The sequence below is a fragment of the Arthrobacter sp. P1_H7 genome (assembly GCF_056405215.1).
On the sequence record NZ_JBFUCO010000010.1, the window covers coordinates 261,503 to 284,176 of the forward strand.

A 22,674-nucleotide genomic window follows, 5' to 3' on the forward strand; every position below is an offset into this window, starting at 1 on the left:
GCGCCTGACCGCGCGGTTGACCGCGCGGTCAGCACTGCTCTTCTCCACGGCACTTCACTCTGCATTTCACTCTGAATTTCACAAGGCAAGGAATCTCCATGAGTGTCTCTACCAATCCGTCGGCGCGGGGGCGCAAAGCAGCCGCCGCCCCCGCGCGGCGGGTTCGGCGGCTGTCCGGCCGCGACAAGGTGGTGCTCGGCTTGATGGTGGGCGTCCCCACGCTGATCCAGCTCGTATTGGTCTGGATCCCCACCCTCATGTCCGTAGGGCTGTCCTTCACCCGCTGGAACGGGCTGGAGCTGACCGACATCAAGCCCGCCGGCGTCGAGAACTACCAGTTCATCGCCCAGGACTACCCGCCGTTCTGGCCGGCCATGCAACACAACGTGCTGTGGCTGGCCTTCCTGGCACTCGTCGCCACTCCGCTGGGGCTGCTGCTGGCCGTGCTCCTGGACCAGAACATCCGTGGCACGCGGATCTACCAGAGCATCTTCTTCGCCCCGGTGATGCTGTCCCTGGCCCTGATCGGGATCATCTGGCAGCTGTTCTACAACCGGGACAGCGGCCTCCTGAACTTCCTGCTCGGCACGGCCGGCACGCCCCAGGCCGTCGACTGGTTCGGGGATTCCAGCGTCAACATCTGGGCTGCCCTCTTCGCCGCCACCTGGCGGCACGCCGGCTACGTCATGATCCTGTACCTGGCCGGGCTCAAGGGCGTGGATCCTACACTGCGCGAGGCGGCCCAGATCGACGGCGCCAACGCGGTCCAGACCTTCTTCCGGGTGATCTTCCCGGCCATGCGCCCGGTCAACGTCATCATCATCGTCATCACCGTCATCGAATCCCTCCGGGCGTTCGACATCGTCTACGTGATCAACCGCGGCACCAACGGGCTGGAACTGATCAGCGCCCTGGTCATCCAGAACCTGGTGGGCGAGGGGCAGGTGATCGGCATCGGCTCGGCGCTGGCCGTCATCCTGCTGGTCATCTCGCTGATCCCCATCACGTTCTACCTCTCCCGCGCGTTCGGAAAGGACAAAGAGGCATGAGCATCGCCCATCCAACCGATGCCGCCGCGGCCGGCAGCCCGGCCGACGCCCGGCAGCGCAGCTCCGGCCCCGGCAGGCCCGGCCCCCGCCCGGACCGCCCGGCCAACAACAAGCAGGGCAAGAGGCACTACGGCACCCACGTCTTCCTCATCGTCATGGCGGCGATCTGGCTCGTCCCCCTGGCCTGGGCCATTTTCACTGCCCTGCGGCCCAAAGCTGACACCGACAAATACGGCTACTTCAGCACGGGCGGCGCCTTCAATTTCGACAACTTCGCCCAGGCCTGGACGCAGGGCGGCTTTTCCCAGCTGTTCTGGAACTCCGTGCTCATCACGGTCCCCTCGGTGTTCCTGATCCTCTTCTTCGCCTCCATGATGGCGTTCGCCGTGAGCCGGGTGAGCTGGAAGTTCAACATCACCCTGCTGATCATGTTCACCGCCGGAAACCTGCTGCCGCCGCAGGTGCTCGCGGCGCCGCTCTTTGAAATGTTCAAGCACTTCGAGCTGCCCTACGCCGTGAGCGATTCCGGGAACCTGCTCAACACCTACATCAGCGTGATCGCCGTGGACACCGCCTTCCAGATCGGGTTCGTGACCTTCGTCCTCTCGAACTACATGAAGGCCCTGTCCCCCGAGCTGACGGAGGCAGCCCTGGTTGACGGTGCCGGCGTCTGGCGCCAGTACTGGGACATCATCCTGCCGCTGTGCCGCCCGGCCCTGGCCGCCATGGGCACGCTCGAGGTGATCTTCATTTACAACGACTTCTTCTGGCCCCTGCTCTTCATCCAAAGCGGCGACCGGCTTCCCGTCACCACCGCGATCAACAACCTCCAGGGCCAGTTCCTCTCCAACTACAATCTGATCGCCGCCGGCGCCATGATCACGGCGATTCCGGCCCTGATCATCTACCTGCTCCTGCAGCGCCACTTCGTGGCGGGCCTGACCCTCGGCTCCAGCAAAGGATAAACGTGGACTTCAACACCACCCACCACAACGGCATGGACTACATCACCGCCCGCCTCGGTTCCGAGGGCTCCCCGATGCTGGCATTCGGCGGGGACTACAACCCGGAGCAGTGGCCCGAGGAGACTTGGGACGAGGACGTCAGGCTGATGCGCGAGGCCGGCGTCAACCTGGTCAGCGTGGGCATCTTCAGCTGGTCCCTGCTTGAGCCGTCCGAGGGCGTCTACGAGTTCGGCTGGCTGGACCGGGTCCTGGACCTGCTGCACGCCAACGGCATCCGGGTGGACCTGGCGAACGCCACGGCGTCGCCTCCGCCCTGGTTCAGCCACAAGTACCCCGAGTCCCTGCCGGTAACGGCCGACGGCGTGCGGCACAGTTACGGCTCCCGGCAGGCCTTCGCCGCCTCGAGCGCCGAATACCGCCGGGCCGCCGCGGCACTGACCGAGCAGATCGCAGTCCGGTACAAGGACCACCCAGCCGTCGTGATGTGGCACGTCCACAACGAATACGGCTGCCACAACCAGCCGGATTTCTCCGACGGCGCCGCCGCCGGCTTCCGGCACTGGCTCGAACTCCGGTACGGCAGCCTTGAGGCCCTCAACGCCGCGTGGGGCACCGCCTTCTGGTCCCAGCGCTACTCGGCCTGGGAGCAGATCCTGCCGCCGCGCACCTCCGGGACCTGGGTCAACCCGACCCAGCAGCTGGATTTCGCCCGCTACTCCTCCGATGAACTGCTCGAATGCTACAAGGCCGAGGCCGCGATCATCCGCTCGCACTCGGGGCATCCCGTGACCACCAACTTCATGGGCTTCAACATGGGCCTGCACCAGCCCGTGGACTACTGGCGCTGGTCCGAGGAAATGGACGTGGTCTCCAACGACCACTACCTGATCGCCGAGGACCCGCGGAACTTCCAGGAACTGGCGGCAACCGCGGACCTCACCCGCGGCTGGGCCAAGGGCAAGCCGTGGCTGCTCATGGAGCATTCCACCTCCGCCGTGAACTGGCAGCCCCGCAACATCGCCAAGGCGCCTGGTGAGATGCTGCGCAATTCCCTGCAGCACGTTGCCCGCGGCGCCGACGGCGCGCTCTTCTTCCAGTGGCGGGCCTCGCGGGCCGGCGCCGAGAAGTTCCATTCCGGGCTGCTGCCGCATGCCGGCACGGACACCAAGGTTTGGCGCGAAGTGGTCCAGCTGGGCCAGGCGCTGCGCAGCCTGGCCGAGGTCAGCGGCTCGGTGGTTACCGGCGCGTCCGGCCGGGTGGACGTCGCGATCCTCCACGACACTGACGCCCGCTGGGCCTCGGAACTGGACTCGCACCCGAGCGTGGATGCCTCCAACATCGCCGAAACCCGGCGCTGGCACGATGCCTTCTACCGCGCCGGCATCCCCACCGACTTCCGCCAGGGCACCGATGATCTTTCCGGCTACCGGCTCGTCGTCGCGCCGATGCAGTACCTCGTGAGCGATGCCGGGGCCGCGAATCTGGACGCGTATGTGCGTTCCGGCGGCCACCTCGTGGTGACCTATTTCTCCGGTATCGTGGACGAAAATGACCACATCAGGCTTGGCAGCTACCCCGGCGCGTTCAGCGGACTGCTGGGCGTGAAGATGGAAGAGTTTTTCCCGCTGCGCGGCGGCGAAAGTATCCGGCTCAGCAGCTTCGGGGCGGGTACCTGCTGGAACGAATTGGGGCATGCCACCACCGCCGAGGTCCTCGCGGCCGTGGAGGAGGGAGCGGCCGCCGGTTCTCCCGCCGTGACCCGTAACCGCGCCGGAAACGGGCGCTCCTACTATGTCGCCACGTCACTCGGGCCGGAGGGGCTGGGTGAACTGCTTGCCGTCGTCTGCGCCGATGCCAGGGTGCAGCCGCTCGTTCCCCATCTGCCGGACGATGTGGAAGTGGTCCGGCGCAGCAAGGACGGGACGGACTGGACGTTCTGCATTAACCACGGGGCGCACGACGTCCGGCTGCCGCTGGAAGGCGTGGACCTGCTCACCAGCAACGAGCTCGACGGCGGGCTCGGTCTCGCGGCCGGCGGTGTCGCCGTCGTCCGTTCGGCTGCCGCCCACTTGGTCGGCACCTCCGCCGGCCACTCAACCCAGTCAAGCCTGCCAAACCGCTCAAACCTGTAAGGACTCCACATGCTAGCCGCAGCCCGCCATTCCGCCATCCTCGCGGAGGTCCAGCGTGAGCGGATCGTCCGTGTCGCGGACCTCGCCAAGATGCTCGGCGTCTCGCTGATGACCGTGCGGCGGGACATCGAGGCCCTCGACGCGGCGGGCGCCGTGGAGAAGATCCACGGCGGGGCCAAGCTGCCCGGGGGGGCCGGCACCCACGAGCCAGGCTTCGAGCTGAAGGTGACCCAGCTCAAGGACGAGAAGATGGCAATTGCGCAGGAGGCGGCCGCACAGGTGCGCGAGGGCATGGCGGTGGGGCTCAGCGCCGGCACCACCACGTGGGCGCTGGCCCAGCTGCTGTCCGCCGGCCCGCGGATCACCGTGGTCACCAACTCGGTGCGGATCGCGGACGTCTTCCACCAGAGCGCGTCCCCGTCCACCGTGATCCTGACCGGCGGCGAGCGCACACCCTCCGATGCCCTCGTCGGGCCGCTGGCCACTTCCTCGCTCAAACAGCTGCACTTGGACGTATTGTTCCTCGGCGTCCACGGTGTCGACGCCGACGCCGGGTTCACCACCCCCAACGTGCTCGAGGCCGAAACCGACCGGGCCTTCGTCACCGCTGCCCGGCGGGTGGTGGTGCTGGCCGACCACACCAAGTGGGGCACCCTCGGCATCAGCACGATCGCCAGCCTGGAGGACGCTGACGAACTCATCAGCGACGACCTCCTTGGCAGCGAGGCCCGGCGCATCCTTGGCGAGCGCGTCGGCCGGCTCCGCCTGGCCAGTACCGGCGACGCCCGGAGCACCAGCGCAGCCAGCCCCGCAGCAGCCACAGCCTGACCGCACGGCCCCCGCCCACCCAAACCACTACGCCTGGAGCTGCCGTGAACAACCCGGACCTCATCCTTGCCGCCGAGACCCGCTCCCCCGTGGGCGTCCCGGCGGTGGAGCCGTTGTACCTGCGCCGCTCCGGAACATCCCTGCTCATCGACTTCAGCACGGGCGAGGCCGCCATGCTGCACTTCGGCGCCGATCTCGGCCCGGTCCTGCCGGATCTTTCGCTGCTGGGCGAGGCCGTGCCGCACTCGGCCCTCGATGTCCCGGTCACGCTGGGACTGATCCCGCAGGCGTCCTCCGGCTGGCGCGGGCGGCCCGGCCTCCGCGGCCACCGGAACGGCCAGGCGTTCTCGGCCCGTCTGCGCGTGGTCAGCGTCGAGCGGCCCAGTGTTGAACGTTCCCGCGGGGAGGACTGCTCAGCGGTCATCACCCAGGCCGACCCCGAGGCCGGTGTCAGCGTCCGCACGGAGATCAGGATCAACGACGGCGGCCTGCTCCAGCTCCGGCACCGGCTCGATAACGACGGCGCCGGCCCGTACAGCCTCGACGAACTCGCCGCCGTGTTGCCCGTGGGCCGCGCCGCCACAGAAATCCTGGACCTGACCGGCCGCTGGTGCCGGGAGTCCCACACCCAGCGCCTGCCGCTGCGCCAAGGCACGTGGGTCCGCTCGGGCCGGCACGGCCGGACCGGCCATGACGCCTCGCTCCTACTGGCCGCCGGCACCCCCGGATTCGGCAACCGCCACGGGCAGGTCTGGGCCGTGCATCTGGGCTGGAGCGGCAACCACGAGAGCTTCGTTGACGCCGCCGCGGACGGCCGCACCGTCATGGGCGCCTCGGAACTGCTCGGCGCCGGCGAGATCAGCGTGGCCGCGAACTCCAGCTACGAGACCCCGTGGCTGTTCGCGGCGTACTCCGCCGCAGGCCTGGACGGCATCAGCGACGCCTTCTACACCTGGTTCCGCGCCCGGCCGCACCACCCCGGCGTGCGGTCCGGCAAGGCCCGTCCCGTGGTGCTCAACGTCTGGGAAGCGGTCTACTTCGACCACCGACTCGAACCCCTGCTGGAACTCGCCGAAGCGGCCGCCGGGCTCGGGGTGGAACGGTTCGTCCTCGACGACGGCTGGTTCCGCGGCCGCCGCGACGACCATGCGGGCCTCGGCGACTGGTACGTCGACGAGGACCTGTGGCCCGCGGGCCTCACGCCGCTGATCGACGCGGTCACCGGCCACGGCATGGAATTCGGGCTCTGGGTCGAACCCGAAATGGTCAACGAAGACTCCGACCTGGCCCGCGCCCACCCGGACTGGATCGCCGGCCCGGCTCAGCGTCCCGCGGGCGGCCCGGCCGGCCGGCTGCCGGAACAGTGGCGGCACCAGCAGGTCCTTGACCTGGTCAATCCGGCTGCCTGGCAGTACATCTTCGACAGGCTCGATGCCCTGTTGAGCGAATACCGGATCAGTTACCTCAAATGGGACCAGAACCGGGACCTGGCCGAGATGGGCCACGGCGGACGCCCGTCCGTGCACGCCCAGACACACGCCGTCTACCGGCTCCTCGACGAGCTCCGCAAGGCCCACCCCGGCGTCGAGATTGAAAGTTGCTCCTCCGGGGGCGGCCGCGTGGATCTCGGCATCCTGGAACGCACCGACCGGATCTGGGCCTCGGACTGCAACGATGCCCTGGAACGGCAGACCATCCAGCGCTGGACCGGCGTGGTGGTGCCGCCGGAGCTCGTAGGATCGCACATCGGCCCCACCACGAGCCACACCACCGCGCGAACGCACGACCTCTCGTTCCGCGCGATCACCGCGATGTTCGGCCACTTCGGCCTCGAATGGGATGTCCGGCGCCTCGCTGCTGCCGAACGGACCGAGCTTGCCGGTGCCATTGCGTTGTTCAAGCAGTACCGGCCGCTCCTGCACAGCGGGCGCATCGTACGGGCCGACGAGCCCGATCCCGCCCTCCGGCTGCACGGCGTCGTGTCCCACGACGGCGGCGAGGCCCTCTATGCCCTGGTGTCCGTGGCGACGTCGTTCGCCGAAGTCCCGGGGCGGGTCTGCCTGCCGGGACTGCTCCCGGACTGCGCGTACCGGGTGGAAGCGGTCTACCCCGCGGCCGACGACCGGCGGGCATTCCGGCAGGCAGCGCCACCGGCGTGGCTTGCGGGCGGCATCGAGGCCTCGGGACGTTTCCTGGCCGAATCCGGGCTCCCCATGCCGGTCCTGAACCCGGAGCACGGGCTGCTCCTGGCCGTCCGCCGTGTCACAGCGGCCGCTCCGGCCGCCGATCCAGCCGCAAACAGCGCTCACCCCGTGAGGAACCCCTAGCATGGGCCAGATTACGAAACGCTCCTACAAGCTCTCCGATGGCCGGGACATCATCTACTTCGATGATGCCGATACCGCCCTGCCCCCGCACCGGGGGGAGGATCTCCGCGCGCCGGCGGTCCGGCCGCCCACCGCCACCATGCGCCAGGACGTCCTGACCGGGGAGTGGATCTCGATCGCGGCCGCCCGGCAGAACCGGGTGGTCCTGCCGCCCTCGCACCTGGACCCGCTGGCCCCGGCGTCGCCGGAGAATCCCTCGGAAATTCCGAGCCTCTACGACGTCGCGGTCTTCGAAAACAAGTCCCCGTCCTTCGGGCCGGACCTGACGGGGACCGCGGCGCCGGAAGGCCTGGATGACCTCGCCCTGGTGGGGCTGGGGCGCAGCCGGCAGTCCGTGGGCCGGTGCGAAGTGGTGTGCTTCTCCCCGGAACACACCGGCTCCCTGGCGGGGCTGCCCCTGTCCCGGATGCGCACGGTGGTGGAAGCCTGGGCGGACCGGACGGCCGCGCTGTCCGCACTGCCCGGCGTCGAACAGGTTTTTCCGTTCGAGAACCGCGGCGAAGCGATCGGCGTGACCCTGCACCACCCGCACGGACAGATCTATGCCTACCCGTACATCACGCCCCGCACGGCCCAGCTGGTCCGCACGATCGGGAACTACGGCGGCTCGCTGTTCGAGGACATCCTCAGCTTCGAGCAGAAATCCGAGCGGGTGCTGCTCCAGGGCGAGCACTGGACGGCGTTTGTCCCGTTTGCCGCGCGCTGGCCGCTGGAAGTGCACATCCTCCCGCACCGGCACGTCCCGGACCTCGCCGCCACGACGGACGAGGAACGCGATGAGTTCTCCCTGCTGTACCGCCAGCTCCTGCGTGGCGTCGATGCCCTCTACGACACCCCCACTCCGTACATTTCGGCCTGGCACCAGGCTCCCGTCCACGCCCACCGGGACGACATCCGGCTCATGCTGCAACTGACCTCGCCCCGCCGGGAGGAGGACAAGCTCAAGTACCTGGCAGGGTCGGAGGCCGCGATGGGCGCGTTCATCGCGGACATCCCGCCGGAAACGGCCGCCTCACGGCTCCGCGATGCCATGGAAAAAGCATCGCCACCACCGCGCGCGTCAGGGCTCGAGCCATTCCGCACAGAAGTCCCAGCAACAGAACAGGAAGCCGCCCAGCCATGAACGAGGTCCTTGGACGGGAAAGTGGGTACTTTTCCAGTCAGTTCGGTGGAGCGCCGGACGGCTTGTGGTCGGCGCCCGGGCGGGTCAACCTGATCGGCGAGCACACGGACTACAACGAGGGCTTCGCGTTTCCGATCGCTATCGACAAGCGCACCACGGTGGCGGCCCGCGTCCGCGCAGACCGTCTGCTCCGGGTCACCAGCAGCTCCTTCCCCGGCGTCATAGAGGTAAGCCTCGACCACCTTGACCCGGATGCCCTCACCGGCTGGGCCGCGTACCCCCTCGGCGTGGCCTGGGCGATGTCCCGGGCGGCCGGCGGCGCCGGTTCCGCAGCCGGCTCCGAAGCCGGTTCCGGCGTCCCGTCCCGGCTGTCCGGCCTGGACCTGGCGCTGACCTCGGATGTCCCGGCCGGTGCCGGGCTGTCCTCCTCTGCCGCCGTCGAATGCGCGGTGGCCCTGGCCCTGAACGATCTCTGGGACTTGGGGCTGGGCAGGCCGGAACTGGCCCGGATCGGCCAGCTGGCCGAGAACAGGGTGGTCGGCGCGCCCACCGGCATCATGGACCAGTCGGCCTCCCTCCTGGGCGAGCCCGATCATGGCATCCTGCTCGACTGCCAGAACCTGACGACCGAGGCGGTTGCCCTCGGCTTCGCCGGCGCCGGGGTGGGGCTGCTCGTGATCGATACCCGCACCAGCCATTCCCATGCCGACGGCGGCTATGCCAGCCGCCGTCGTTCCTGCGAGGACGGCGCCCGCCGCCTGGGCGTGGGCAGCCTGCGGGCGCTGGGCCCGGCCGATCTCCCCCGCGCCGCAGCACAGCTCGACGGACAGACCTACCGCCGGGTCCGCCACATCATCACGGAAAACCAGCGGGTGCTGGACACCGTGACGGCACTGCGGACCTCCGGCGCCGCCGCGATCGGGCGGTTCCTCAACGAATCGCATCTGTCCATGCGCGACGACTTCGAGATTTCCACCCCGGAGCTCGACCTCGCCGTGGCCAGCGCGCAGGAATCGGGTGCCATCGGCGCGCGGATGACCGGCGGCGGTTTCGGTGGCGCCGCCATCGCTTTGGTCCGCAACGACGACGCCGCGGCGGTGGCCGCGGGCGTCGCCCGCGACTTCGCCCGGGCCGGGTACACGGCCGCGCATATTTTCCCCGTCACCGCGTCCGAGGGCGCCCGCCGGGAACTGTAGCCCGGTAAGACTCCGGGGCCTTATGCCCGCACGAGCCGGGCCGCGTCGGCCAGGAGTTCCACGGAACGGAGCCGGGCTTCGGTCCCGGTGCTCTGGTGCGCCACGATCAGTTCGTCGGCGTCGGCGTGCTCCGTGAACTCCTCGAGGTACGCCAGGACGGCCTCGGGGGTGCCCACAGCGGAGTACTTCATCATCTGCGCCATGTGCTGGCCCTGGGGCGAGTCCAGGATCATGTCCGCCTCGTCGTCGCTGAACACGCGTCCATTGCCGAAGAACAGGGAGACCCTGGCCCGCTTGGTGGCCTGGAACATCGCCTGCGCCTCGGCGGCCGAGTCCGCGGCAATGACGTTGACTCCGGCGATCACGTGCGGGGCGTCGAGCTGCGCGGAGGGCCGGAACTCGCGGCGGTAGACGGCCACCGCATCCTGCAGCGCGTTGGGCGCGAAGTGCGACGCGAACGCGTAGGGCAGGCCCAGCTGCGCGGCCAGCCTGGCGCCGAACAGGGAGGAACCCAGGATGTACAGCGGCACGTTGGTGCCCTTGCCCGGGGTGGCCTCCACGCCCTGGATGCGGGTGGGGCCGGTCAGGTAGCCCTGGAGCTCCAGGACGTCCTGCGGGAAGCTGTCTGCCGACATCGGATCGCGGCGCAGGGCGCGCATGGTGTTCTGGTCGCTGCCCGGCGCCCGGCCCAGGCCGAGGTCAATCCTGCCCGGGTGCAGGGTCTCGAGCGTGCCGAACTGTTCCGCGATGGTCAGCGGCGAGTGGTTGGGCAGCATCACGCCGCCGGCGCCGAGCCGGATGCTGGAGGTGTGGGCCGCGACGTGGGCGATCAGCACGCTCGTGGCGGACGAGGCGATCGCGGACATGTTGTGGTGCTCGGCGTACCAGATCCGCCGGTAGCCCCGGTCCTCGGCGAGCTGCGCCATGGCCACGCTCCCGGCGAAGCTCTCCGCGGCCGTCTGGCCCGGGCCGATGGTAGCGAGATCAAGAATGGAAAGCGGAACAGTCACGGAAAAGCCGGCCTTTCGTAGCGGAGCAGTGTGCGGGCCGGAGTGTGGACTGCGGTCCTGGGCGGCACCGGGTTTCCGGCGCGGGCACACTGGGGTCAACGACGGCGGCCCCCGGGATATTTCTGCAGGCGGCTCAGCCGCAGGAGTAGTTGTAGTCCAGGCCGCCGGAAATGTACTGCGTCATGGAGACGCGGCTGCGCGGGGTCAACCCGGGAAGGGTGCAGTTCGCCTTCGCGCCGGACGCCGATCCCGCACCAGCAAGCCAGCTGGGCAATCCTGCCAGCGGGCTGGTCGACTTCACGGTTCCGGCGATCTGTCCCCACTGGTAACCCGTGGAGTAGAGGCCCACGCGGGCGCCGATCCGCTTGAAATAGGCGGTCATGCCTTCCAGGACAGCCACGTTGGCGGCCTTGTCGGTCTGCCAGGTGTTTTCCGTTTCCACATCCAGCCACCAGAGGTAGGACTGCGGGTTGCTGACCCCGCGGCGCCTGGCGTCGTCGGATGCCTTGGCCCACCCGTACATGTAGGAGCAGGCTTTGAACGTCCCCGCGGCACAGCTGCCGTAGGGGTTGGTGACCTTTACACCGTTGTAGGTGTTCGACGTGGGCCACCAGGACCCTTGTCGGCCGGGGTTGGCGGTGTTGACGTACAGTGCCACCCTCGGCTGCGACGTTGCCGCGGGAGACTTGGCCGTCTTCGCCCAGGCCAGCTGGCTCGCTAGGCAGGGGTTCGTCGTGTTGGCAAGGCCGTTGTTGACGCCGACAATCGCGAACATGGGCTGCTTGGGCAGGACCTTACCGCACTGCGGCCAGGACACGTCGATACCCGGCCCCGGTGAAGTGGCGGCCGAGGCCGGGCTTCCACCCATGAAGACAAGGCCTAGGGTCACGACAATGGCCAGTACGATGCGCGGGAGCGAGTTGGGCATGCCACAGTCTAAAGCATAAATTCCAATCGGTAGCGTAACCCTGCAGGGCAGATATCTTTGAACCGGCCGGGCGCTGCGCAGGGCCCCGCGTCGCCCGAGCGGGGACCGTCCGGGGGCCGTCCGGGGGCCGTCCGGGCGGGAACCCTTGGAATAGTCAGCAGGCTGAGGATGTTCCCGTACCTATGAGCCATGACAATCCACAGCATCCGGAACTATCTGCCACGATCGACTTGAAGGACTTGGGAACTGTCCACCGGCTGGGCTTTGGCGCCATGCGGATCACCGGCGACGGCGTCTGGGGCGAGCCGGCGGACCGCGCCGCCGCGGTCGCCGTCGTACGCCGTGCCGTGGAGCTCGGCATCGACTTCATTGACACCGCCGACTCATACGGCCCCAACATCAGCGAGGAAATCCTCGCCGAGGCGCTGCATCCCTACCGGGACGGCCTCAAGATCGCCACCAAGGTGGGGTTCGCGCGCACCGGACCCAACGTATGGGTTCCGGTCGGCCGGCCCGAATACCTGCGCCAGCAGACGGAATTGAGCCTGCGCAAGCTCAAGGTCGATGCCCTGGACCTCCTGCAGCTGCACCGGATCGATCCCACAGTGGACCGCGAGGAGCAGTTCACCGTGCTTCGCGATCTGCAAAAGGAAGGCAAGGTCAAAGCCCTCGGCCTGTCTCAGGTCAGCGTGGAGGAGTTGGAGGAAGCCGGGAAGTACTTCACGGTCTCCACGGTGCAAAACCGCTACAACCTCACCGACCGCAGCTCCGAGGACGTCCTCGAATATGCCGAGGAGAACGGCATCGGCTTTATTCCGTGGGCGCCCATCGCCGCCGGCGAACTCGCCCGGCCGGGCGGTCCGCTGGACGCGGCCGCCACGCGGCTCGGCGCCACCACCTCCCAGGTCGCGCTGGCCTGGCTGCTGCGCCGCTCCCCCGTCATAATGCCCATCCCCGGCACCGGCTCCATCAAGCATCTGGAAGAAAACCTCGCGGCGGCCGGTGTCGTGCTCGACGATGCCACCTTCGCGGAACTCCAGGCAGCCCGCTAACCCCTTCCACCACCCGCCGGCCCTGCCGGCAGAACAGGAACAACACCATGGCTAACATCCTGATGGTCGTCTCGGCCGCAAATTCCCTCACCATGCGCGACGGCACCGAACACCCCACCGGCTACTGGGCCGAGGAACTCGTCGTCTCCCACCAGACCCTCCTCGACGCGGGTCACACCGTGCACATCGCCACCCCCGGAGGCCGGAAACCCACGGTGGACGAGGTCAGCCTCGCGGCCGAGTCCGCGGGCGGCCAGGACCGTGCCGACGGTTTCCGGAAATACCTTGAGTCGATCGACGCCGAGCTGTCCGCCCCGCTGGTGCTGGGCGGCGTCGACGTCGCCGACTATGACGCCGTCGTCATGCCGGGCGGCCACGGGCCCATGGCCGATCTGTACCGGGATGCCGACCTCGGCAGGATCCTCTCCGGCGCCAACGCCGCGGCCAAGATCGTCGCGCCGTTCTGCCACGGCCCGGCCGGGCTGCTGAGCGCCACGGACGACGACGGCGCGTTCACCTTCGCCGGACGCCGCCTCACCGTCTTCACCAATGAGGAGGAGCTGGGCGGCGGCACGGGACCCAATACACCGTGGTTCGTGGAGGACGTCCTGACGGAGAAGGGCGCGGTAGTGGAGAACGGCGCGGCCTGGACGTCTCATGTTGTGCGGGACGGAAACCTCATCACCGGGCAGAACCCGCAGTCCAGCGAGGACGTGGCCAAGGAGGTCCTCAAGGCCCTCGCCGAATAGGCTCGTCTTGGCCGGGTCCGGGAACCCCGGACCCGGCTAAGCTAACCGCATGGCCATCAAATCCACTGCAGACAAAGTCGCCACGATCGTCCAGGGCTACACCCTGGAGGGCCCGACCATCGAGCTCGGCGCGGCGATCGTCGACGGCGAGCTCCGCAAGGAGGCGCCGGTCCGGTTGCCGCTCGCGATGATGAACCGGCACGGCCTCGTGGCCGGGGCGACGGGCACCGGCAAGACCGTCACGCTGCACATGATCGCCGAACAGCTCTCCACCGCGGGTGTGCCCGTGTTCCTGGCCGACATCAAGGGTGACCTCTCCGGGCTGGCCACTGCGGCCACGGGCAGCGAAAAGCTCCTCGCCCGCACGGAGAGCCTCGGCCAGGCGTGGGCCGGCAAGACTTTCCCGGTGGAATTCCTTGCCCTCGGCGGCGACGGCAACGGCATACCGGTCCGCGCCACCATCACCTCCTTCGGTCCCATCCTGCTCTCCCGCGTCATGGACCTGAACGAGACCCAGGAATCCAGCCTGCAGCTCGTCTTCCATTTCGCGGACAAGAAAAACCTTGAGCTGATCGACCTCAAGGACCTGCGGGCCGTGATCCAGTTCCTGACCTCGGCCGAGGGCAAGGACGAGCTTGAGGAACTCGGCGGCCTCTCCAAGGCCACCGCCGGCGTGATCCTGCGCGAACTGATCACGCTCGAGGCGCAGGGCATGGAGAAGTTCTTCGGCGAACCCGAGTTCGACACCGCCGAACTGCTGCGGACCGCGCCGGACGGCCGCGGCGTGGTGAGCTGCCTGGAGCTCCCGACCCTGCAGACCAAGCCCATGCTCTTCTCGACGTTCCTCATGTGGCTGCTCGCCGACCTCTTCGAGGACCTGCCCGAGGCCGGGGACCTTGACAAGCCCAAACTCGTCTTCTTTCTCGATGAGGCGCACCTGCTGTTCAACGGCGCCTCGAAAGCCTTCCTCGATGCGATCACCACCACCGTCCGGCTCATCCGGTCCAAAGGAGTCGGGATCTTCTTCGTGACGCAGACCCCCAAGGACGTCCCTGCCGACGTCCTCGGCCAGCTGGCAAACCGGGTGCAGCACGCCCTCCGCGCCTACACCCCGGAGGACGCCAAGGCCCTCAGGGCCACCGTTTCCACCTTCCCGACCAGCGACTACGACCTCGAGGAGACCCTCACCACCGCCGGCATCGGCGAGGCCGTCATCACGGTCCTGAATGAGAACGGCGCGCCGACCCCCGTGGCGCTGACCCGGCTCCGTGCCCCGGAGTCCGTGATGGGTCCCAGCACCGACGAGCTGATCTCCAGCACCGTCGCAGCCTCGGCCCTGCTGCCCAAGTACGGCACCGCCGTCGATAACATCTCGGCCTACGAGAAGATCGCCGCCGAAGGCGGTGACTACACAGGTGCTGCCCCCACCGGACCGGCCACCGGGACCGCACACCAGGGCGCAGCCCCGGACCGAGCCCAGGGCGGCGGTTTGGGCGGCGGTTTGGACCCCCGCGCCATCGACGCCGAAGCCCGACGGATCGAGGAAGAAATCCTTGGCCGACCTAGCAGCCGCCCCGCGCCGGCGCCCAGGATGCCCGACAATGACAACGTGCCCGAGCGGCGCGCCCCCCGGCCGGCGCAGCCGAAGGCCGGCGGTGGCGGGGGCATCGGCGGCGACCTCGCGGGGGCCCTCGGTGGTGGCCTCCAGAGCATGGCCCGCTCGCTGGGGACCCAGCTTGGCAGGGAGCTGCTCCGCGGCGTCTTCGGCACTTCCTCCAAGCGCCGCCGCCGCTAGGGATCACCGCGGCTGCAACCAACCGAACGCTCCCGGCCAGCCGGCCCGGGCGGCCTTCAGCCATGCTCCGCGTCACAGATGCGGACCGTGACACCGGGATTCCTGTGGGGTACAGGTAACGTAAGAATGGTGCAGATGAGTCAGGCGTTGGTCAAAATCGCGGCAGTGTGGCTGCTCGGACTGATGCTTGCCGTCGCCGGGGCCATCGTGTCGATCAACTTGGTGAACGACTCCCTTGCCGGGCCCCAGCAGCCAGTCCGCGAATATTTGAGTGCCCTGCAAAAGGGCGACGGCGAAAAGGCGCTGGGCCTGTTACGTGCCTCCGTGCCACAAAGCAACCCGGCGATGCTCGACGGCACGGCCCTGCAAACCGCGGCGGCCCGCATCTCTGACGTCAAGCTTGGCGCCGCGGAAGTGCGCGGCGCCAAGCAGGTCATGGTGCCCATGGACTACACCATCGACGGCAACCCGTTGCGGACCGAGTTCCTGTTGGAACGCTCCGGCACCGAGTGGCTGTTTTTCCACAAATGGTCTTTCGTCCCCTCTGAGCTGCCCGTACTGGACGTCACCGTGGTCAACTCCAGCGAGGCCACGCTCAACGGGGTACCGGTGAACATGCCCAACGGCCGCAACTCCTTCGCCGTCTTCTACCCCGGCGAGTATGAGGCGACCCTGAACGGCCAGTACTTCTCCGCCCCGGCCACCCGCGCCACCGTGTCGGGCGGGGACGCGCGTCCGGCCTCGCTGAACCTGCTGACCGAGGCCACAGGCGCCCTGAAGGAAGCTGTGAGCAGCAAGGTCAAGGAGTTCCTGGACTCCTGCGCCGACGAGGCCGACCAGCAGCAGAAGCTGCAGCCCAACTGCCCCTTCTACCATGCCACCAACAACCGCGTGATGGACGGGACCATCGACTGGAGTATCACGGACTACCCGAGCGTCAGCATCGAGCCGTTCGGCGGCCGCTGGGTGGTGGCGCCCCTCGACGGCAAGGCCCGGATCAAGGCCCGCCAACAGGACCTGTTCTCGGGCGCCGTGTCCGACATCGACTCCGTCCACGATTTCAGCTTCACGACCCGGCTGGACATCGACGGCGACACCGTCAAACTCACGCCACAGCTGGACTACTAGCACCCAAGGGATTCCGCGCCAGCACCGTTGCCCGTCACGCAGGGCAGACTTTGAGCCCCGCGTGAGCCCGGCTCCCCAAGAAACCTGCGGATCCTTTCTCTCCCGGTGCCCGAAAAGCTGCAGACCGTGACACCTATGGCGCCTTCACCCGGGCAAGAACGGCCAGAACCTCGGCGACCATCGCCGCCGGATAGTGAACGACGTCGGCATAGTAGTAGCGGAGCACTGCGTAGCCCCGGACCACGGAGCGGTTGTTGCGGCGCTGGTCCTTCTTCACCTGAGCCCATTCTCCGTGATGACGGCCGTCGAGCTCCACGATCAGTCTGCCCTCCAGCAGCAGATCCACGTGACCGACGCCCTCGACGTGCACCTGCGTCTCCACCGTGATTCCGGCTTGTCGGAAGTACGTTCGCGCCAGGGTCTCCAGCAGGGATTCTGCGCCAAGCTCCACCCAGGTGAGGACCTCCCGGGCCCGGCCGTTGCGCGCCCCCGGCAGTCGCCGTCGTAAGAAATCCAGCGTCATGTCGCCCCTGCCGACGGCACACTCAACCATCACCAGGGACTCGCGGAACGGCAGGCACAGCAGCGCATGTATGAGGACGTCGCCCAGGGCCGCAACCGGCCGGTGCGGATCCGGCGCAAGCAGCAGTCCACCGTGTCCCGATCCCCCGGCTGCGCCGTTTCCACGCCGGTGGTAGACGTGCCGGGCCCCGGTCTGCTCCAGGGCCCAAAGCCCATAGAAAGGCGCGGCGCTCACACATGTAAGCAGCTGCCTGTGCTGCAGCAGCGCGACATAGTCAGGCTCCGCCGTCGGAAGTGCGTACAGTCCGCGGCACGGCTGCACGACGCCGGCTCGCACCGCCCGCCGCAATGCGGCGTCGTCAATGCCCAAGCCGACGAGGGACGGCCGCCGGGCCGCTCCTCCGCAGATGGTCAACGCCGTGAAGACATCCATGAGCACATGATTCGCCCTGCCCAACAGGCGCCGCGACCGGCCGGCAGTCGTATGTGGATAATTCCGCGTCACGCCGTGCAGCTTTTTCGGGCCCCGGGTGTCCGCCGGCGCCGGGATTCCGCGGTTCGGGGGTCCGAAGAAAGCCAAAGGCTGCTGGCCGTGACATCAGGTCACGGACAGCAGCCTTTGGATCAGCCTTGGCGCAGCGGCTCAGTCCATTCCGCGCAGGTCCAGGACCAGCTCGGTGTCGCCGTCGGCCTGCAGGAGCACGGGGATTCCCCAGTCCTGCTGGTAGAGGTGGCAGGCCGCATGGTCCGGGATCTCGCCGTCGGCGTCTTCGGGCCCGTCGCACGCCGCCGCGCGGGCGGTGATGTGCAGGACGCCCTCGGGAACGTCGGAGGAAAGCTCCAGGGTGCGCAGGAGCCCCACGGACGTCCCGCCGCCGGAGACCAGCAGTTCCGGGGGTGTGGAAGAGATCTTCAACTGGGTGGGATCGCCCCAGCGGTCGTCCAGCTTCTGCCCGGTGGGCGCCGTGAAGCGGACCGCCAGTTCGAGCGGGCCGGGAGCCACCGGGCTCTTGGGCCGGTGGGTCTGCGCCGCACCCTCGTCCACCTGCTGGGCTTCCTTCGGGATGGGCACGTACACGAGCTGGTGCTTGTTGGCCTCGACCACCACCAGCAACGGCTCGGATCCGGCGACCTGGGTGTGGTCCACAATCACGTCCGAGGGCTCGGACAGTCCGCGGGCCAGCGTGGAGACCGTGCCCGTTGCCGGGTCGTAGCGGCGGACTGCGCCGTTGTACGTGTCCGCGATGGCCACCGAGCCGTCAGGGAGCACTGTGACGCCGAGCGGGTGCTGCAGCCGCGCCTCCGCGGCGGGGCCGTCGCGGAAGCCGAAGTCGAACAGGCCCTTGCCCACCGTCGACTCAACGGTGATGCTGCCGGCGTCATCAACCACGAGCTTGCGCAGGGCGGAGGTCTCGGAGTCAGCCACCCAAATGTTGCCGTCGGCGTCTTCGGCGAGGCCGGAGGACTGGGCGAACCAGGCTTCAGCGGCCGGGCCGTCCAGGAGTCCTTCGAGGCCGTTGCCGGCGATGATCTTTACGGCGCCGGAGGTCGGCTCGAAGCTGAAGATCTGATGCACTCCCGCCATCGCCACCACCACGGCGTTGAGCTTGCTGGACCAGACGACGTCCCACGGCGAGCTCAGGGACACCGCGAGCGGGTCTGCCTCGAGCCGGGTACCGTACGCGGCGCCTTCCTCGTCCACGCGGGCCGGGCCGGTTTCCAGCAGCCGCTGTACGCCGTTTCCGGCCAGCGTCCGGACGGTTCCGTCCGCGAGGGACAGCCCGCGGAGCCGGTGATTCACGGAGTCGGCAATGACGACGTCGTAGCCGGAGTCCGCGGCGACATCCTCGGGCAGCAGTACCAGGCCCTGCGGTTCATTGAACCGGGCGGTGGCGGCGTTGCCGTCGGCGTGGCCCTTTTGGCTGGAGCCGTACGTGGCCAGCACGGTCTCAAAGTCGGTAGAGAGTTCCACGAGCCGGTGGTGGCCGGTGTCGGTCACCAGCCACGAGCCGTCGCCGGCACCTCCGACGCCGCGGCCGGCGGGCAGGAAGAGGGCCTTGCCCGGGAAGCGCAGCGTACCCGACGTCGGTTCCGGCGCCACATACGGTCCGTCGCCCCGGTGCAGGGTGCCCCTGGCTTCGTGTTCGGCGATCAGCTCGGGGATCAGCACGGCGAGCCCGTCCGCGTGGCCTTCACCGGAGAGGTGCGCCACGATGTAGCCCTCGGGATCGATAACCACCAGGGTCGGCCAGGCCCTCGCCGTATAGGCCTTCCAGGTGTCCAATTCGGGGTCGTCGAGGACAGGGTGGCGGATCTCGTAGCGTTCGACGGCGGCCGCCAGCGCCACGGGATCGGCCTCGTGCTCGAACTTGGGCGAATGCACGCCGACCGTCACGAGGACATCCGAGTACTGCTGCTCGAGCGGGCGGAGTTCGTCCAGGACGTGCAGGCAGTTGATGCAGCAGAACGTCCAGAAGTCCAGCAGCACGATCTTGCCGCGCAGGGATTCGAGGTCCAGGGACTTGCCACCGGTGTTCAGCCAGTTGCGGCCCACCAGTTCGGAGGCCCGGACCCGGAGGTGGGTGCGTACGGTTTCGGTCATGAGCGTCCTTCCAGCTTTGAATTGCGTTCGGCAAGCCTGGCGTCGCGCTCGGCCAGCTTGGCAAACATATCGTTGTAAGCGGTGAGATCGGCGTCGTTATTCCTGTCCGCCGCCCGGTCGGTGCGCTTGGACTCGCGCGCGTCGGAGCGGGACCACTGAACGGCGACACCGATCGCCACCAGCAGCGTGGGCACTTCCCCGATGCCCCAGGCCACCGCGCCGCCCATCTGCTGGTCCAGCAGGGCCGAAGGGCCCCAGGTCCGGCCGAGGTTGCCGAAGTAGTCGGCGGCCAGCAGCCCCGTGCCGCCCATGATGGCGACGCCGAAGAACGCGTGGAAGCCCATGGTGGCCAACAGGAGCAGCAGCCGCATGGGGTACGGTGCGCGGCGCGGCAATGGATCGGTGCCGATCATGGTGAGCACAAAGATGTAGCCGGTGAGGGCGAAGTGCAGGTTCATGAGTTCGTGGCCCACGTGGTCCCGCATCGCGTAGCCGAACGCGTCCGAGTAGTAGAAGAGCACAATGGAGCCGGCGAAGTTGGCGGCCGCGAACAGCGGGTGGGTGACCAGTTGCGAGAACTTGGAGTGGATGAAGATCATGAGCCACTCGCGCGGGCCGCGGGAGCTGTCGCGCCGCGGCGTGAGCGCCCGCAGTGCCAGCGTCACGGGGGCGCCGAGGACCAGGAAGATGGGGGCCACCATGGTCAGGGCCATGTGGTCCACCATGTGCGCCGAGAACAACACCCGGCCATAGACCGACGGCGGCCCCGAAGTCACGTAGGTGAGGAGCACGAGTCCGATCACCCAGTTGACCGTCCGGAACCAGGGCCACGAGTCGCCCCGCTTCAGCACCCTTCGTACGCCGAGGAGGTAGGACACCAGGGCGAATACGACGACGGCGACCCAGAGCCAGTCGAGCCGCCACTCCGTGAGCCACCGGTCCGGGGTCAGTTCCGGCGGCAGCTCATAGCCGGAGAGGATGAAGGCCGGCGAAGCGTCGGGGGCGAAAGTGGTGGGCTGCGGCGGGGCGGAGCGCCCCAGCGCGACGGCGATCCCGGACGTCGCTCCCATGATGATCAGCTCCACGATCACCAGCTGCCACAGCACCCGGCGCGCGGACCTGCCCATGGCGTGGTTGCCCAGCTGCGGGATGACCCAGCGGCGGTGCATGAGCCCGATGCCGCCCAGCACCAGGACAGCTGCCGTCTTGGCGAGGATCAGTTGCCCGTAGGCCGAGCCGAAGAGGTCTGCCCAATTGGTGAGGCGGATGCTGGCGTTGATCACGCCTGAGGCGAAAACCAGGGCGAAGGCAAAGCCGGCCAGCGATGAGAACCGGCGCAGCGTTGGCTCGGTGATGTCTGCGGTCCCCGGGGCCGCGCCTGAGGTGCGGCCGCCGGCGCGCGTGCCTTCCAGGACGCCGGAGAGGACTGCGAGCATGATGATACCGCCCACCCAGGCCGATACGCCGACCAGGTGCAGGCCGAGCGAGTTGATGGCGCCCTCGTGGTCGCTGGAGCTTGAGGAGTGTCCGATCAGGGCGGCGGGGACCAGTCCGATCAGCGAAAGGACCAGCGTCAGTGCCAGGCCGCCGCGGGAGCGCACGCCGAAGAGGGCGGTGGTAACGACGGCTGCGATGATCACGACAGCCAGCCATGCGCGTCCGGTTTCGATGTCCGTCATGAAGTACACGAGGGAGCGGGTGAATTCCGGGTCCCCGGAGATGCCCTGCCCTGCAATGTCGGCGTAGCCCAGGACCAGCACGGTGATCGCGGAGAGCGTCCAGACGGCGCCGGCGGCCGCTGCCACGGCAAGCGCCCGGGTGAAGGCCGGATGTTCGGGGGCGTCCTGTTCCTTGGACCGGGAGCCGCTCCTGTTCCGCGGGAGGATGCCGACGGCGAAGATGAGGCCGCCGATCACGGTGGCTACGGCGACGTTGTGGATCGCTTTGCTCACCGGAAGCCCCCAGCGCACCAGCGCGCCGGGATCTGAGACCTCGCGGGCGGCTGCTGCGCCGGAGAAGATGAGTGCCGCTACCAGGCCAATAAACAACGCGCCAAGGCCAACGATCAGCCAAGGCCGGGCAATCCCGGCAGGACCGGAGCCAGGGCCGCGTGCGTCCCCGGGGGGAACGGGCGCTGCGGTTGTGGGCGTGGGATTTACTGCGGAAGGCACACCTCCATTGTCCGCTACGCCGCCTTGCTCAGCGAATCGGCCCCGGCGGTTGGGCCTCCGGGGATCCGCCCAGCCGGCCAGACCTTCACAGGGCCGTGGACTGGCCGGGAAGGGCAGCGGGACGGCCGGGGACCGGCCGGGGACGCAAAAGGAGCGGCAACCCGAGGGTTGCCGCTCCTTTCAAGCCTGCGAAGAAGACTACTTCTTCTTGGCGACTGCAGCCTTCAGCTTGGAGCCGGCGGTCAGCTTGACGCTGTGGCCAGCGGCAATCTGGATGGTCTCGCCGGTCTGCGGGTTGCGGCCGGTGCGAGCTGCACGGTCGGTGCGCTCTACGGCGAGCCAGCCCGGGATGGTGATCTTCTCGCCCGCGGCGACGGAGGTCTCGAAGACCTCGAACAGTGCGTCGAGCACGGAGTTGACTGCTGCCTGGCTGGTGCCGGCCTTGCCTGCTACCTCTGCAACAAGTTCACTACGGTTCTTAGCCATTTATGTCCTCCTGGACGGTCACGATTTTGGAGCCTGCACACGGCATGCGTACAAACCACTGTTCGAAAACTTACCAGCTTGGCGCCTCAGAGGTGGCAAATTCCGCGTGTTTTCGGCCTTTTTTGGGGAAAATCACTGGAATCGGCGCCGATCGCGGTCAAATTGCGCCGAGAGCGGAAGCCCCCTCGTCGCCGCCGTTTCCGCGGGATCCGCCGCGGTCCCCGCCGGCGGACTTTCCGCCACCGAACAGCCCGCCGGGGGGCTGCCAGTTGGGGACCGGCCCCAAGGTCCTGGTCGGCCGCGACTGTGGGTCCTGGCAGACACGACGCCGGCGCGCGCTATGGGTGCCCTGCCTGCTGCGCGGGACCCGAGAGGCGCTCGTGGCGGGCCCTGTGACCGGAGTTCTCGCCGGCCTAAACCCGGACCTGGCTGGGCACGGATTACCGGGTCTGGCGGGCGGCCGATCCCTCGAGGCCGGGCCGCCGGAAGGCACAGGTCAAGCCCGGAAAGAGCCGTTTAAATGCGGGAGGACCCCAACCTGGTGGTTGGGG

At 68.3% G+C, this 22,674-nt stretch carries 17 protein-coding genes; 11 read left to right on the plus strand and 6 right to left on the minus strand.

What is annotated here, in order from left to right; translation table 11 throughout:
- The first annotated feature begins 98 nt into the window (after positions 1-98).
- The 7 genes from AC1DXI_RS12105 (at position 99) to galK (ending at position 9,680) form a co-directional block, all read left to right on the plus strand.
- On the plus strand, positions 99-1,049 hold the full coding sequence (locus AC1DXI_RS12105) for a carbohydrate ABC transporter permease (protein ID WP_018774003.1): 951 nt from the start codon (positions 99-101) through the stop codon (positions 1,047-1,049).
- Positions 1,046-2,014, plus strand: coding sequence for a carbohydrate ABC transporter permease (locus AC1DXI_RS12110; RefSeq protein ID WP_018774002.1), 969 nt, complete (start codon positions 1,046-1,048; stop codon positions 2,012-2,014). Before AC1DXI_RS12105 ends, AC1DXI_RS12110 begins: the two co-directional genes overlap by 4 nt.
- A 32-nt stretch (positions 2,015-2,046) precedes the next feature.
- Positions 2,047-4,146, plus strand: a complete 2,100-nt coding sequence (locus tag AC1DXI_RS12115) for a beta-galactosidase (RefSeq protein ID WP_476938842.1) — start codon at positions 2,047-2,049, stop codon at positions 4,144-4,146.
- Between the two features lie 9 nt (positions 4,147-4,155).
- Complete coding sequence (locus AC1DXI_RS12120; protein ID WP_370124881.1) at positions 4,156-4,974, plus strand: DeoR/GlpR family DNA-binding transcription regulator; 819 nt, start codon at positions 4,156-4,158, stop codon at positions 4,972-4,974.
- 104 nt (positions 4,975-5,078) lie between these two features.
- Positions 5,079-7,301 carry an alpha-galactosidase gene (locus tag AC1DXI_RS12125; RefSeq protein ID WP_476938843.1) on the plus strand — a complete coding sequence of 741 codons (2,223 nt, stop codon included), beginning with the start codon at positions 5,079-5,081 and terminating at the stop codon, positions 7,299-7,301.
- 1 nt (position 7,302) lies between these two features.
- Positions 7,303-8,484: a galactose-1-phosphate uridylyltransferase gene (gene galT / locus AC1DXI_RS12130; protein WP_476938824.1), complete on the plus strand. Its 1,182-nt coding sequence runs from the start codon at positions 7,303-7,305 to the stop codon at positions 8,482-8,484.
- Positions 8,481-9,680 (plus strand): galactokinase, encoded by a 1,200-nt coding sequence (gene galK, locus AC1DXI_RS12135; RefSeq protein ID WP_476938825.1) that lies wholly within the window; start codon positions 8,481-8,483, stop codon positions 9,678-9,680. The genes galT and galK overlap by 4 nt, the downstream gene beginning before the upstream one ends.
- Positions 9,681-9,700: 20 nt before the next feature.
- On the opposite strand, the gene AC1DXI_RS12140 is transcribed toward galK, so the two are convergent.
- Both AC1DXI_RS12140 and AC1DXI_RS12145 read right to left on the minus strand, forming a co-directional pair.
- Positions 9,701-10,690, minus strand: a complete 990-nt coding sequence (locus tag AC1DXI_RS12140; protein WP_476938826.1) for an LLM class flavin-dependent oxidoreductase — start codon at positions 10,688-10,690, stop codon at positions 9,701-9,703.
- A gap of 133 nt (positions 10,691-10,823) precedes the next feature.
- Positions 10,824-11,618: a glycoside hydrolase family 25 domain-containing protein gene (locus AC1DXI_RS12145; protein ID WP_476938827.1), complete on the minus strand. Its 795-nt coding sequence runs from the start codon at positions 11,616-11,618 to the stop codon at positions 10,824-10,826.
- Between the two features lie 182 nt (positions 11,619-11,800).
- Here AC1DXI_RS12145 and AC1DXI_RS12150 point away from each other — a divergent pair, with 182 nt between their 5' ends.
- From AC1DXI_RS12150 to AC1DXI_RS12165, 4 genes are all read left to right on the plus strand, one after another.
- Positions 11,801-12,670 carry an aldo/keto reductase gene (locus AC1DXI_RS12150; protein ID WP_476938828.1) on the plus strand — a complete coding sequence of 290 codons (870 nt, stop codon included), beginning with the start codon at positions 11,801-11,803 and terminating at the stop codon, positions 12,668-12,670.
- A 47-nt stretch (positions 12,671-12,717) separates the two neighbouring features.
- Positions 12,718-13,419 carry a type 1 glutamine amidotransferase domain-containing protein gene (locus AC1DXI_RS12155; protein ID WP_476938829.1) on the plus strand — a complete coding sequence of 234 codons (702 nt, stop codon included), beginning with the start codon at positions 12,718-12,720 and terminating at the stop codon, positions 13,417-13,419.
- A gap of 49 nt (positions 13,420-13,468) precedes the next feature.
- Complete coding sequence (locus AC1DXI_RS12160; protein ID WP_476938830.1) at positions 13,469-15,214, plus strand: helicase HerA-like domain-containing protein; 1,746 nt, start codon at positions 13,469-13,471, stop codon at positions 15,212-15,214.
- A gap of 135 nt (positions 15,215-15,349) precedes the next feature.
- Complete coding sequence (locus AC1DXI_RS12165) at positions 15,350-16,342, plus strand: hypothetical protein (protein ID WP_476938831.1); 993 nt, start codon at positions 15,350-15,352, stop codon at positions 16,340-16,342.
- Positions 16,343-16,475: 133 nt separating this feature from the next.
- On the opposite strand, the gene AC1DXI_RS12170 is transcribed toward AC1DXI_RS12165, so the two are convergent.
- The 4 genes from AC1DXI_RS12170 to AC1DXI_RS12185 all read right to left on the minus strand — a co-directional run bounded on the left by AC1DXI_RS12170 (position 16,476) and on the right by AC1DXI_RS12185 (position 22,123).
- A complete protein-coding gene (locus tag AC1DXI_RS12170) occupies positions 16,476-17,297 on the minus strand; it encodes an endonuclease domain-containing protein (RefSeq protein WP_476938832.1) in 822 nt (273 codons plus the stop codon).
- A 210-nt stretch (positions 17,298-17,507) separates the two neighbouring features.
- On the minus strand, positions 17,508-19,466 hold the full coding sequence (locus tag AC1DXI_RS12175) for an NHL domain-containing thioredoxin family protein (RefSeq protein WP_476938833.1): 1,959 nt from the start codon (positions 19,464-19,466) through the stop codon (positions 17,508-17,510).
- A complete protein-coding gene (locus tag AC1DXI_RS12180) occupies positions 19,463-21,637 on the minus strand; it encodes a bifunctional copper resistance protein CopD/cytochrome c oxidase assembly protein (RefSeq protein WP_476938834.1) in 2,175 nt (724 codons plus the stop codon). Before AC1DXI_RS12180 ends, AC1DXI_RS12175 begins: the two co-directional genes overlap by 4 nt.
- Before the next feature lie 198 nt (positions 21,638-21,835).
- Positions 21,836-22,123: an HU family DNA-binding protein gene (locus tag AC1DXI_RS12185; protein WP_011776355.1), complete on the minus strand. Its 288-nt coding sequence runs from the start codon at positions 22,121-22,123 to the stop codon at positions 21,836-21,838.
- Between the last annotated feature and the right edge of the window lie 551 nt (positions 22,124-22,674).